Source organism: Pseudomonas sp. S2_F03 (genome assembly GCF_054668335.1).
In genome coordinates, this window is record NZ_CP162759.1 from 1,421,908 (window position 1) to 1,434,986 (window position 13,079).

The 13,079-nt window shown below is 55.1% G+C and carries 9 protein-coding genes and 2 pseudogenes; 5 read left to right on the forward strand and 6 right to left on the reverse strand.

The window, feature by feature from the left end:
• Position 1: 1 nt before the first annotated feature.
• The 3 genes from AB4N76_RS06860 to AB4N76_RS06870 form a co-directional block, all read right to left on the reverse strand.
• Positions 2-700: an ABC transporter permease gene (locus AB4N76_RS06860; RefSeq protein WP_140667450.1), complete on the reverse strand. Its 699-nt coding sequence runs from the start codon at positions 698-700 to the stop codon at positions 2-4.
• The gene (locus tag AB4N76_RS06865) at positions 697-1,386 is read right to left on the reverse strand and encodes an ABC transporter permease (RefSeq protein WP_077431437.1); all 690 of its coding nucleotides are present in this window, start codon (positions 1,384-1,386) and stop codon (positions 697-699) included. Before AB4N76_RS06865 ends, AB4N76_RS06860 begins: the two co-directional genes overlap by 4 nt.
• Positions 1,387-1,477: 91 nt before the next feature.
• Positions 1,478-2,254, reverse strand: a complete 777-nt coding sequence (locus AB4N76_RS06870) for an ABC transporter substrate-binding protein (protein ID WP_460164304.1) — start codon at positions 2,252-2,254, stop codon at positions 1,478-1,480.
• Between the two features lie 737 nt (positions 2,255-2,991).
• Here AB4N76_RS06870 and AB4N76_RS06875 point away from each other — a divergent pair.
• On the forward strand, positions 2,992-3,954 hold the full coding sequence (locus AB4N76_RS06875; protein ID WP_046031124.1) for an IS110 family transposase: 963 nt from the start codon (positions 2,992-2,994) through the stop codon (positions 3,952-3,954).
• Between the two features lie 153 nt (positions 3,955-4,107).
• On the opposite strand, the gene acs is transcribed toward AB4N76_RS06875, so the two are convergent.
• Positions 4,108-6,063 carry an acetate--CoA ligase gene (acs, locus tag AB4N76_RS06880; RefSeq protein WP_046031522.1) on the reverse strand — a complete coding sequence of 652 codons (1,956 nt, stop codon included), beginning with the start codon at positions 6,061-6,063 and terminating at the stop codon, positions 4,108-4,110.
• A 561-nt stretch (positions 6,064-6,624) separates the two neighbouring features.
• Here acs and AB4N76_RS06885 point away from each other — a divergent pair.
• The 4 genes from AB4N76_RS06885 to AB4N76_RS06900 all read left to right on the forward strand — a co-directional run bounded on the left by AB4N76_RS06885 (position 6,625) and on the right by AB4N76_RS06900 (position 10,068).
• Positions 6,625-6,888, forward strand: a complete 264-nt coding sequence (locus AB4N76_RS06885; protein WP_460164305.1) for a DUF2790 domain-containing protein — start codon at positions 6,625-6,627, stop codon at positions 6,886-6,888.
• Between the two features lie 190 nt (positions 6,889-7,078).
• Positions 7,079-7,393: a hypothetical protein gene (locus AB4N76_RS06890; protein ID WP_046031966.1), complete on the forward strand. Its 315-nt coding sequence runs from the start codon at positions 7,079-7,081 to the stop codon at positions 7,391-7,393.
• A gap of 516 nt (positions 7,394-7,909) precedes the next feature.
• Complete coding sequence (locus AB4N76_RS06895) at positions 7,910-9,160, forward strand: ribonucleotide-diphosphate reductase subunit beta (protein ID WP_007943877.1); 1,251 nt, start codon at positions 7,910-7,912, stop codon at positions 9,158-9,160.
• Between the two features lie 362 nt (positions 9,161-9,522).
• The gene (locus AB4N76_RS06900; RefSeq protein ID WP_460164306.1) at positions 9,523-10,068 is read left to right on the forward strand and encodes a BRO-N domain-containing protein; all 546 of its coding nucleotides are present in this window, start codon (positions 9,523-9,525) and stop codon (positions 10,066-10,068) included.
• A 59-nt stretch (positions 10,069-10,127) separates the two neighbouring features.
• On the opposite strand, the pseudogene AB4N76_RS06905 reads toward AB4N76_RS06900, so the two are convergent.
• Both AB4N76_RS06905 and AB4N76_RS06910 read right to left on the reverse strand, forming a co-directional pair.
• Positions 10,128-11,428: pseudogene (locus AB4N76_RS06905) on the reverse strand (McrC family protein).
• Positions 11,425-12,989: pseudogene (locus AB4N76_RS06910) on the reverse strand (McrB family protein). Before AB4N76_RS06910 ends, AB4N76_RS06905 begins: the two co-directional pseudogenes overlap by 4 nt.
• Positions 12,990-13,079: the final 90 nt, after the last annotated feature.

The window sequence follows — 13,079 nt, forward strand, 5'->3', positions numbered from 1 at the left end:
ATCAGTGCTTCCGCGGGGCCAGGTAGCCCAGCCAGCGGCGCTCGGCCAGTTTGAACAGCTTCACCAGAATGAAGGTCAGGCACAGGTAGAACACGCCGGCGGTGATGTAGGCTTCGAACGGCAGGTAGAACTGGGCGTTGACCGTGCGCGCGGCACCGGTGATGTCGATCAGGGTCACGATGGACGCCAGACTGGTGGTCTGCAGCATCATGATCACTTCGTTGCTGTACTGCGGCAACGCCCGGCGCAGGGCCGATGGCAACAGGATTCGCTTGTACATTTTGTAGCGCGACATGCCCATGGCCTTGGCCGCTTCGATCTCGCCGTTCGGCGTGGCCCGCAGGCTGCCGGCGATGATTTCGGCGGTGTAGGCGCTGGTGTTGATCGCAAAGGCCAGGCACGCACAGAACGTGGCGCTGGACAGCCATGGCCAGAGGAAGCTTTCACGTACCGCTTCGAATTGCGCCAACCCGTAGTAGATCAAGAACAGCTGCACCAGCATCGGCGTGCCGCGGATCACGTAGGTGTAGAGCCAGGCGCTCATGTTGACGGCGGCGTTCTTCGAGACGCGCATCAAGCCCAGCGGCAAAGCGCACAGCAGGCCGAAAAACAGCGACAGCGCGAGCAATTTGAGGGTAGTCACCAAGCCGCCGAGGTACAGCGGCAAGGCCTCCCAAATGACGTTGTAGTCGAAGATCATAGATCAGCCGCCCTTACGCCTACCGAGTAGCGCTTCTCAAGGTGACGCAATGCCAGCAACGAGACACTGGTGATCACCAGGTACATCGCCGCCACTGCGAGGAAGAAGGTGAAAGGCTCGCGGGTGGCATCTGCCGCCTGCTTGGCCTTGAACATCATGTCTTGCAGACCTACCACCGAAATCAGCGCGGTGGCCTTGGTCAAGACCAGCCAGTTATTGGTAAAGCCCGGAATCGCCAGGCGAATCATCTGCGGCACCAATACCCGGAAGAACACCTGAAAACTGCTCATGCCGTACGCCATGCCAGCCTCTGCCTGCCCCTTCGGGATCGCCATGAAGGCGCCACGGAAGGTTTCCGACAGGTACGCACCGAAGATGAAACCCAGGGTGCCGATACCGGCGGCCAACGGGTTCAGGTCGATGTAGTCGTTAAAGCCCAGCAGCGGTGCGACGCGGTTGAGCAGGTCCTGACCGCCGTAGAAAATCAGCAGGATCAACACCAGATCGGGAATACCGCGGATCACCGTGGAGTACAGATCGCCCAGCCAGGCCAGCCAGCGAACCGGCGACAGACGCAGCGCAACGCCGATCAGACCCAGAACGATGGCCAAGGCCATGGACGACAAGGCGAGCTGAAGCGTCAGCCATGCGCCATCGAGGATGACAGCCCCGTAGCCTTTCAACATGATTCAGGTCCTCGAAAGTTGGGATGAAAAAATGGCGCAAACCTCAGAGATCCTGTTGCTTGCGCCATTTCGGACTTGTCGCTTGGACGTATTACTTGCCGTAGATATCGAAGGCGAAGTACTTGTCCTGGATTTGCTTGTACTTGCCGTTCTCACGAATGGCAGCGATGGCAGCGTTGAGCTTGTCCAGATCAGCCTTGTCGTCCTTGCGAACAGCGATACCTACGCCGTCGCCGAAGTATTTGACGTCGGTGAAGGCCGGGCCAACGAAGGCGAAGCCTTTGCCAGCGTCGGTTTTCAGGAAACCGTCATCCAGCAGCGTAGCGTCTGCCACGGTGCCGTCGAGGCGACCGGCGGCCACGTCGAGATAGATTTCGTTCTGCGAACCGTAAGGCTTGACCTCGGCACCCAGCGGGGCCAGGACTTCACGGGCGAAACGCTCGTGGATCGAACCACGCTGCACGCCAATGTTCTTGCCCTTCAATTCAGTCAGGCCGTCGCTGACTTGAGTGCCGGCCTTCATGACCAGGCGAGCCGGGGTGTTGTAGTACTTGTTGGTGAAGTCGACAGACTTCTTGCGGTCTTCAGTGATCGACATGGACGACAGGATCGCGTCGATCTTGCGCACTTTGAGGGCCGGGATCAGACCGTCGAACTCTTGCTCGACCCACACGCACTTGACCTTCATCTGCTCGCACAGGGCGTTGCCGATGTCGTAGTCGAAACCAACGATGCTGCCGTCCGGTGCTTTGGAAGCGAACGGAGGGTAAGCCGCTTCGATACCAATTTTCAGAGGCTTTTCATCGGCGAAGGTTGGCAGGGACAGCACGGACAGTGCCAGGGCGCCAAGCAGCACGAGTTTCTTCATCTTGGGACTCCATCGGTAAAGGGCAAAAACGGCAGAGTGAGCGACAGCCCAATATGCGAGTGAGTAGAACCACAAAAGCGATTGCTGCGTCCTGGGAATCGCGTGTTGATTTTCAACACGGACACTGACGAGCGAGTGACCGGCATTCTAACGACAGGCCCGAAGCCGATATTTCTTCAATGCGACAACTAATTACAGAAGCACAGAGAAAGCCGCTTGAGCGCGTTGACAGCCCTGCAAAATCATGCAGGAGCAAAAGACAGTTAACCGATCTATGTTGCAAATTGCGGGCCTATTATTGGCAAACCCTTCTAATCCGGCAAGCTTGGCGTTAGTTCTTATTTTCCAGGGGGGCTAAAGAGGTCCAGGAATGGGGCTTGGCGTTTCCCTATGCCTCGAATTGGCGCGTGCGGTTACACATTCAGTTACTTGAAGGGGGATGGGTAACAGTGGGAAAGGGCCTACAACTGAGCCCGATAATTATTGGCTGTTGTTTATGAAGTGCCTGGTCGACCGCTATCGCGAGCAAGCTCGCTTGTATGTTTAGACTTGAAGGGGTGGGCGGGACTAAAAGCTCGATTCCGACTCTAGCCAGTACGGACCGTGGGAGACTTCTCGTCCCGCCCCTTCTACCCGAAGCGCCGATAAGGAATTCATCGGTAAAACCGACGATAGAGGCAAGCCAGCGCAAGGGTAAACCCCGACAAGCCCTTAAACCCTAGCTCCGAGGATTCGTCATGACAATCCTTACCTCGCCAACGGTAATCGGTATCGATGTAGCCAAGGCCGAAATCGTCGCTTACCGCGAAGACATGCAAACCACTCAACACATCAACAACGACCGAGAGACTCTTGGGCGTTGGCTCAAAGCTCTGCCTGCGCAAAGCTCAATTGCTTTGGAAGCCACCAGCATTTACCACTTGGACACGGTCGAACTGGCCCATGAAATGGGACACCGGGTTTACGTTGTGGATGCTTATCGTCTGAGCCACTACCGCGAAAGCATTGGCCAACGGGCGAAAACCGACCCTTGTGATGCGCGCCTGCTCGCGCGTTACCTGTCTAGCGAGCAGGATCGACTGCGCCTCTGGAGTCCACCTCCGCAGGCCTACAAGGTGTTGAAAAGTCTGCTTCATAGACGCGCAGAGCTTATCAATGTGCGTGTGGGCATGACGCTGAGTTGGTCAGGTGAGCCGCTTCTGAAGGATGAATTGGCCCGGCAATTGAAGTCCTTCAAACAAGCGGAGCAAGCCATCCAGAAATTACTGCACAAAGTCAGCAAAAAGGCAGGCATCACCGAAAACATCAAGCGCTGCAAAGCCATTGAGGGGATCGGTGAGCTTACGGCTATGGGCTTGGCGACCGCATTCATGCGCGGTCACTTCGCCAACGGCGATGCATTCATTGCTTTTTTGGGGATGGACTTGCGAGCAAAGGATTCAGGCAAGAAGAACAGCCCTCGCCACCTGTCCAAAAAAGGCGATACGGAGCTGCGGCGCCTGGCTCACAACGCGGCGATGGCGGCTTGTCGGTCTGCCACCTGGAAACCGTACTATGAGTCCTATCTCGTCAGAGGCTTGGCAAAAACCCAAGCCCTGGTGATCCTCGCCCGCAAGCTATGCCGGGTGGCATTCGCTCTCATGAAAAACCAGAGCGAATACCAGCCAAATTTAAGGCTGCAGGGTTCCCCTGCAACATAGAATCTCCCACAGTTGATTGGGTTACCACGCAGATCCCTTGTGGGAGCGAGCTTGCTCGCGATGAGGCCCGACCTGCCACCACAAAACCCAGGCAATAAAAAACCCCACCAGGCTCACCACCTGGCAGGGTTTCAATGGTTCAAGACCCGCTACTTAAGCAACATTCATGGTCTTGTGCGTATCAATCAAATGCTGCACCACACCCGGATCCGCCAGGGTGGAGATATCCCCCAACCCGTCGTACTCGGCCGTGGCAATCTTGCGCAGAATCCGGCGCATGATCTTGCCCGAACGAGTCTTCGGCAGCCCCGGTGCCCACTGGATCACATCCGGCGAAGCGATCGGGCCGATCTCTTTGCGCACCCAGTTTTTCAGCTCCAGGCGCAGTTGCTCGCTTGGCTCTTCGCCACCGTTCAGGGTGACGTAGACATAAATGCCCTGCCCCTTGATGTCGTGCGGCACCCCGACCACCGCCGCTTCGGCGACTTTCGGGTGAGCAACCATCGCACTTTCGATTTCGGCGGTGCCCATGCGGTGCCCGGACACGTTGAGCACATCGTCCACGCGACCGGTGATCCAGTAGTAACCATCGGCATCGCGACGGGCACCGTCACCGGTGAAATACATGCCGCGGAAGGTCTTGAAGTAAGTGTCGACGAAACGGTCATGATCGCCAAACAGCGTACGTGCCTGGCCTGGCCACGAATCGAGAATCACCAGGTTGCCCTCGGCAACGCCGTCGATGATGTTGCCCAGGTTATCCACCAGGGCCGGCACCACACCGAAGAACGGACGTGCCGCAGAACCCGGCTTGAGGCCGTGAGCGCCCGGCAACGGGCTCATCATGTTGCCGCCGGTTTCGGTCTGCCACCAGGTATCGACGATCGGGCAACGGGACTTGCCGACGTTCTTGTAGTACCAGTCCCAGGCTTCCGGGTTGATCGGCTCGCCGACCGAACCCAGCAGACGCAGGCTGCTGCCATCGGCGCCTTCAACAGCGGCGGTGCCCGAGGCCATCATCGCGCGGATCGCCGTTGGTGCGGTGTAGAGGATGTTGACCTTGTGCTTGTCGACGATCTTCGCCACACGGGTGATGTCCGGGTAGTTCGGCACGCCTTCGAACAGCAACGTGGTCGCGCCGTTGGCCAGCGGGCCGTAGACGATGTAACTGTGGCCCGTGACCCAGCCGACGTCGGCGGTGCACCAGAAGATTTCGCCCGGACGATAGTCGAACACACGCTCATGGGTCATGGCCGCATACAGCAGATAACCGCCGGTGGTGTGCTGCACGCCCTTCGGCTTGCCGGTGGAGCCAGAGGTGTAAAGGATGAACAGCGCTTCTTCGGCACCCATCTCTTTAGGCGCGCACACGGTGCCCGCCACTTTCATCAGGTCTTCGTACCAGATGTCGCGATGCTGGTTCCACTTGATCTCGCCACCGGTGCGCTGGCACACGATGACCTTCTGGATGCTGCTGGTTTCCGGGTTGGTCAGCGCGTCGTCGACGTTGGCCTTGAGCGGGATTTTCTTGCCGGCACGAACGCCTTCGTCAGCGGTGATCACCACTTTGGATTTGCAGTCGATGATGCGACCGGCCAAGGCTTCCGGGGAGAAACCGCCGAACACCACCGAGTGAATCGCGCCGATCCGGGTACAGGCCAGCATGGCGACCACGGCTTCAGGGATCATCGGCATATAGATAGTCACCACGTCGCCGCGGTGCACGTCCTGGCCACGCAGGGCGTTGGCGAACTTGCAGACTTGTTCGTGCAGCTCGCGGTAAGTGATGTTGCGGCTTTCGGCAGGGTCATCCCCTTCCCAAATGATCGCGATCTGATCACCGCGCTCGGCCAGGTGACGGTCGAGGCAGTTGTAGGAAACGTTCAGCGTGCCGTCGGCGAACCATTTGATGTCGACATGGTGATCGTCGAAGGAGGTCTGCTTCACCGTGGTGAAAGGCTTGATCCAGTCGAGGCGCTTGGCCTGTTCACGCCAGAAACCGTCCGGGTTGACGACCGATTGCTGGTACATGGCCTTGTAGGTCGCCTCGTCAGTCAGCGTATTAGCCAGAACCTCGGGACGAACGGGATACAGGGAAGCCGCACTCATCTTTCTTACCTCGGTGGAATAGTTGTTTTTGTATGGCACCGTTTTAGCCGTGCCGGGCCTATAGAACCATTCGACGATGGTAGTAACAAGCCCCTACAAAATGTCGTGAATAGCCCGCAACCCCAACTACCACGCCTCTTTCAGGGTGTTTCAACCCCCCGCCACAATGCGGTCTGTAGCAGCTGGCGAAGCCTGCGTCCGGCTGCGCAGCAGTCGTAAAATCAGCAATTGCGGTGTATCAGGCAGACCGCGTTTAGCCGGATATACGACTGCTGCGCAGCCGGACGCAGGCTTCGCCAGCTGCTACACGTCGTGCGTTGTCCTGGATAGACGGGGCTGTTTACGTGGATTGTTACGAAATCTGTCAAAAGTGTTTATCAAAACCACGGCTATATGATTGAAACCCCCACGCCTAAAATCTGCCACGCCAACAAGGCAATCTGATTAACCAAGTTGCAGCCCCCACGAAGGCCGTTAATCAAGCACTCCGGTAACCAAGCTCCACACGCAACCCCACAAAGGTTGCGTGACCCCATTCGACCTCTAAAAGGTAAATCCGAAATGAAAGCTTTATTAGTTCTGGTCCTCAGCAGCCTGTGCGCAACCGCCATGGCAGACGAGGTCCCGACTGATGTCGCACAGCAGCAACCGGTAGTTGAGGAATACACTTACTCCACCCACCTGGACATCGCCAAAGTTGTCTCCATGAGCGAAGTACCAAACGTGTGTGAAGTTGTCCCGATGAAAATGGAATACGACGATTCCAAGGGCCAACGCCATATTTTGCGCTACAGCATCATGGGCAACGGCTGCTCTAACGGCTAATTCCCGGCTCTCACTTCCCCCAAGGTTCGACCCATTCGCCCGCCCTTCCAGGCCAATGCAGCGCCGAACCTTGAATATCGATTTGTTCGATTGTTCTAAGCGTTTATTTGCGCTTTTTAATCGAAATAGCTGGCGTAGTATGAATTCCACACCCAAGGCACAAAACGTCCACAAACCTGGAGCCACCACCATGAAAACCAAATTGATCTTCGCCCTGACCCTGTCCGTCCTGGCCGCCAACACTTTTGCCGCCGACGGCTACGACCGCACCGGCTCGGCTTCTTACACCACTGAAGCGGCTGTCGCTGCTGATGGTTACGATCACACCGGCTCGGCCTCCTTCGCCGCTGATGGCGCAGACCACATTGGCGCCGGCAAACTTGCTTCGGACGGCTTCGATCACACTGGCGCTGCCAAACTCGCCGCCGATGGCTTCGATCACACTGGTGCTGCCAAGGTTGCTGCTGATGGCACAGACCACGTCGGTGCCGCTCGCCTGAGCTGATCATCGAGCGTGACTTACAGCCCGACTTCGGTCGGGCTTAGTTGTGTCTGGAGCCACCGGAAACCGGCTCAAAACACAACATGTAGTGAAAAACCTGATTTTCTGGCTGTTTTTTGAACAAGAAATCAATTCATCAAAATTTATGAAAAAAAATCTGCACCCGCGATCTCCAGCCAAAGCCCTATAAACCCTCGCTCCGACCGAAAAACCCTCCTTCTCGACCGCTCCATGCGCGGATTCGCCCCACCACGGCCGCAAAAATTTCCCTATAATGCCGCCTTAAACGGGCCTGCAATATTCCCTTACAGGGATGAAAGCCAGTCCGAAGCCCAAAGCGACGTCGCCAGCGACTGCAGCGCCATCAGCGGCTCTCGGAACCCCGTACAAAATTATGTTTATTTGCCTGCGTGTACCGCTGCAAAAAACGCTATCCAACGCGGCCAGTACGGCCGTGTGAAAAACCAACCTATCAGTTTTCACACGGGCATCTGGCCCTCACGCAGGAGACGACACGTCATGCTGAGCTGGGACGAATTCGACAAAGAAGACAGCGGCGAAGCCGTGGTAAAAGGCGCTAACGCCGGCCACGCGACCGAAGCCAACATGGACCGACTCGACACCGCTGGTGGTGTCGCCGCTCAAGAAGCTCGCGCCGTTACCGCGAACGACTCTGCCGCCATCGCCCGTGCAAAAGCTGCCCTGGACACCCTCGACGTCGCCGAAGGCCTCGCCGAACTCGAAGGCGCCTCCGCCCGCGTCGCTGTCGACGAAAAGCGCATGATCAACTGCCGCGCCGACCTCAACCAACTCGTACCGTTCAAGTACGACTGGGCCTGGCAGAAGTATCTGGACGGTTGCGCAAACCACTGGATGCCGCAAGAAGTCAACATGACCGCCGACATCGCCCTCTGGAAAGACCCGGAAGGCCTGACCGACGACGAGCGCCGCATCGTCATGCGCAACCTCGGCTTCTTCTCCACCGCCGACTCCCTGGTTGCCAACAACCTGGTCCTGGCCGTGTACCGCCTGATCACCAACCCGGAATGCCGCCAGTACATCCTGCGCCAGGCCTTCGAGGAGGCGATCCACACCCACGCCTACCAGTACTGCATCGAATCGTTGGCCATGGATGAAGGCGAGATCTTCAACATGTACCACGAGATCCCATCGGTCGCGAAAAAAGCCACCTGGGGCCTCAAATACACCCGTTCGATCTCCGATCCGAAATTCGAAACCGGCACCGTCGAAACCGACAAAGAGTTGCTGCGCAACCTGATCGCCTACTACTGCGTTCTGGAAGGCATCTTCTTCTACTGCGGCTTCACCCAGATCCTCTCCATGGGCCGCCGAAACAAAATGACCGGCGTCGCCGAGCAGTTCCAGTACATCCTGCGCGACGAATCCATGCACCTGAACTTCGGCATCGACGTGATCAACCAGATCAAAATCGAAAACCCGCACTTGTGGGATGCCGAGATGAAGGAAGAGGCTTCGCAGATGATTCTGCAGGGCACTCAGCTGGAGATCGAATACGCTCGTGACACCATGCCTCGTGGGGTGTTGGGCATGAATGCGGCGATGATGGAGGACTACCTGAAGTTCATCGCTAACCGTCGTCTGTCGCAGATCGGTCTTAAAGAAGAGTATCCAGGGACGACTAACCCGTTCCCTTGGATGAGCGAGATTATGGACTTGAAGAAAGAGAAGAATTTCTTTGAGACTCGGGTTATTGAGTATCAGACTGGTGGGGCGCTTAGCTGGGATTGATTTCCGAGCTCGCCACGATTTGACGATTGCCGTCTGAATCGACAAATCGAAAAAGCAAAAGCCCCGATCTGATCGGGGCTTTTTTATGAGCGATGGTTAGTCCTTTTCCATCCCTACGCGACAACGCTAAATCTCCTACAGCACTCACAGCCGTATCCGCATTGATGCCCGCTCAAAGCCCCCTAAGCTCCATTGCAGGTGCCTAAGAAACGCCCAACGTAGAAGCTTGGCCAATCACTCAGACGCGCAATCCACCTTGGGGTGATTTGTTGGTCGAATGTGATGGTTTTGCTCGTTGGGGTTTCTTGAATCCACTCTACGTTGGGCCTAGCCCTACTTCTTAAACGTAGAGGTCACGGATTATGTCTACTCAATGCGTCTCCAGAATTTTTCCCACACCCACGGACTATGAGCGGGAGCCTCTCGCCTCCACGCTATTCACCCGTCACGACATTCATCTCCACGCCCTACTATTCGAAAACCAAGTCTGGTTTTACGCACGAGATATAGGGCGATTGATGGGCAAGTATTTGGATGAACGCATGTCTCGGAAACTCGATGCGGATCAGCGACGGATGTTGCTGGTACATGCCCACGGAGCAGCAGAGGAACGACTGATGCTCAGCGAGTCAGGGGTGTATGCATTGTTGGTTTATCACTACTGCCCGGAGTATCGCTCACTACGCGAATGGCTCACGCATCAGGTTGTGCCAGCACTACGTGATGCCAGAACAGTTCGGCCTGTGGAGCGTCCGACCTTGAGCGTTTTGGATTGGCCACAAATGCAGCTGAGTTTGCTGCACTGGCAGAATGAACCATGGATTCGGCTTCGAGACATGCCTAGCATCCTGCTACCTCAGCAGCCGACATCTTGGTGGAGGAAGGCCTCGCGGCTATTTCAACTTTAGAAAGCCGCTAAAACATTGGGTGCAGCACCCTGCACCCATTTGACTTGGAGCATTGAGCATCAAGCCGATTGTTCACTCGATTGCAGTTGCTGAGACTTAAGTGGGAATCCTTCGGGTGCCCCCAGCAATACGCCACGCTCCATATCAAACGGCAGCACCCAAAGCAGGAGCTTCGGAGCAAACTCAAATACCTTCAACGGGCTATCAAACGCAGATCGCCTTGGGTAAATCAGCACCAACTCACCTTCGCTAGGCAAGCATTTGTGGCCATAAGCGAATAGCTGATAAAAGTCGGACTGCTTCAAACCGTAGTTCTTATCCTCAGCGGATGAACTCAACCTCTTCCACTTTGTGTCCAGCACCCAGCTCTTTTGTTGATGGTGAACCATCAGGTCCGGCCGTAGCTGGAAGAAGTTTTTGCCTTTGTGTTGGCACAAATACTCACTGCGGGATTGAGTTTGCAGTCGGGCATCGCCCTGCAAATCTCTGCCAAGACTCGCAGCGACATAGCGCTCAAACAGCCGTTCCATGGGGAACAACAAACTCATGCCATGCCACTCCCCTGCAACCGCCAAAGGCATCTGTTGCTTAATAATTAGCTCGCACCAGGGTTTTACCGGAACGTAGTGCGCCATCAGTCGCTCGCAGCTCCATTGTTTAAAATCCTGTTGCACATCACGGCTTGTTGGCACCTCTAACAAGACACTTCTTAGCTCATGAGCCAGTCGCCAATTACCGGCATCATTAGTCGTTTTGCAGACCTGATCTAACGCTAATTTGAGCAAACGATTTTCTGGGCGGTCGGGCAGATAGATGTCGTGTCGAATCTGAAAATGGTGCTGACGGCCAGGGGTTGGCGCATCTGCTTAACCACATCCAATTGACCACGCAGGAACCGTTGCTCCTCCTCTACGCGCTGGTAGTCGAAACGTAGACCTCGCTTGATCAAATGATCCAGAGCCAGCAAGAACCGGCCCATGACCCATTCGCTCAACGGCGCATCGAAATTTTGTAGATCCGCTGCGCCGACTTCTCGGGTAGGCAAATTTAGAGACGCTTGGATCATGCGTCGCAACAATACCCTGCTCTGCTTGATACAGTCCTCTTGCTCAAAATGCTTGGGAAGAATTTCGAGACGAGTGCCGCACGGTGTCTCCAGTACACCGACATAATTGTCGAGTTTCAGTAAACGACGGTTCTCAAGCTGAACCAGCGCCGCTCCAGCATTGCTGAAAGAAGCGTTGAGTTTGCATAGCCAGTCAAAGGCAGACACAGATACTTGCGCGAGATCCAACGTCGGCGCAGTCACGTTATCCGTCGTCAGTCTCGCGTACTCGCGAACTGTAATAGCGGATTTCACGCTTTCAAGCCTCTCAATGCACCGATAACAGCTGCACCGAGATGACGAGTATTAAACTCACGACCACTTGCATGATGAGTTGTTAGGCCGTGCGCCGCGGCAAGCTCTCGCAAAATTGGTTTAGAAGGACTGACGATCTGCCCAGACTTTAAAACCTCGATCGAACCGCTTTCAAGCTGACGAACCTGGATGTCACCTTTTTCAACTTCGAGGGCTTCCTGAACCTTTGGAGGTGCTGCTTGGTGATCAATGACCCCAAAAAAAGACTCAATCCGAGCAAAAGCGTCCTCGTTGAATATCCATCGGCTGTTCTGGTTACTCAGTACCACTTGATCGCCAAATAGAGATTCCGTGTTGGATGGCGGCTGTCCGATAAAACAATTTTCAGGAGACTTGCGATGATCATTAAGGACCCATTGAATCCGCTGCCAATCTTCAAAAAAGTACTCTTGCAGCAATGGGAGCACTTGCTCGCGAAAGATCTGCCCCAATCGTTCCAGCGTAGGCTCACTTTGGAGCGGCATGAAATACGCATGCCCCAAGCAATGATCTCGATCTAGTAACAACTCGATTCGTTGGTTCATCACTATCAGGAGTTGAGCAATATGGAGCCCACCCACGACGACGTCTTTCAACAGCTCCGGCTTAGGAGGCATTTCACGAAAAGTAAAACGCCGACGCAACGCGATATCTAGGCCTGCTAAGGAACGGTCAGCAGTGTTCATAGTACCAATGAGATAGACATTACTCGGTACGCTAAAGCGCTCCTTCGAATATGGCAACGTCACGGCAAGAGCTTCAGCTGCTCCCGCGCGCTTGGTTGGCTCAATCAAAGTAATCAGCTCGCCAAATATCCGCGATACATTGCCGCGATTTATTTCGTCGACTATAAGAACACGCATATTGCTGGATTTAGTTGGCGCAACGAACTCTACGTTTTCGGAAGACTCCTCCAAAACACGCCCAACCAAAAGCGAAAGGATATTGTTATATCCATTGATGAGATGATTTTCTAGTTTGGTCTCTGGCACCTTATTAAAAACGTGTTTACTGTGGATATCTTCAACAGTTAACCGCCCTGAGCGCACATATTCAGCAAGCGTTCTAAGCATACTCATACCAATCGGAAGCTCTTTTCCGTTTGGCTTTATCAAATTGAGCAGTTCATCAGATGCACTCGCGACTACGTACCCTTTACCCTTCCCGAACGACTCGCCCTTCGTAAAAAAAGCGCCTAGGCTTTTTGTCTCGGTGAGGGCAGATGTGCACAATTTTTTAAACACACCATCAACAACCGCATAGCGTAGTTGCCCGTCCTCCCCGCTTTCGGCACGTAGACCTTCAACAAAGTCCTCGTAGCTGAAGCTTTGATGGAATGTGACAAATTCAACGTGCCCATCTGCGGCCAGCTCATCAAAACGACTTTTCAAAGAATCCCGGTCGTTTTTGTAAGCCTGAAGAAATTCGGGAGCAAGAATTTCGAGCGTTGCCTCGATGGTGGCGTATGTCTTACCGGTTCCCGGGGGCCAAACAAAATCTGATTGAGTGCAGGTGAAGTCATCGAGTCGCTATCCTGAGCATAATGGGGATTGCGGCGGTTACAGCTCAATTACAGTCGATAAGAAGCATGTGGGAACCGAAGCTCGACGTA

Coding starts and splice junctions, on each gene's coding strand:
- acs (WP_046031522.1), bottom strand. CDS start 6,063: ATGAGTGCGGCTTCCCTGTATCCCGTTCGTCCCGAGGTTCTGGCTAAT.
- AB4N76_RS06875 (WP_046031124.1), top strand. CDS start 2,992: ATGACAATCCTTACCTCGCCAACGGTAATCGGTATCGATGTAGCCAAG.
- AB4N76_RS06860 (WP_140667450.1), bottom strand. CDS start 700: ATGATCTTCGACTACAACGTCATTTGGGAGGCCTTGCCGCTGTACCTC.
- AB4N76_RS06895 (WP_007943877.1), top strand. CDS start 7,910: ATGCTGAGCTGGGACGAATTCGACAAAGAAGACAGCGGCGAAGCCGTG.
- AB4N76_RS06870 (WP_460164304.1), bottom strand. CDS start 2,254: ATGAAGAAACTCGTGCTGCTTGGCGCCCTGGCACTGTCCGTGCTGTCC.
- AB4N76_RS06865 (WP_077431437.1), bottom strand. CDS start 1,386: ATGTTGAAAGGCTACGGGGCTGTCATCCTCGATGGCGCATGGCTGACG.
- AB4N76_RS06885 (WP_460164305.1), top strand. CDS start 6,625: ATGAAAGCTTTATTAGTTCTGGTCCTCAGCAGCCTGTGCGCAACCGCC.
- AB4N76_RS06890 (WP_046031966.1), top strand. CDS start 7,079: ATGAAAACCAAATTGATCTTCGCCCTGACCCTGTCCGTCCTGGCCGCC.
- AB4N76_RS06900 (WP_460164306.1), top strand. CDS start 9,523: ATGTCTACTCAATGCGTCTCCAGAATTTTTCCCACACCCACGGACTAT.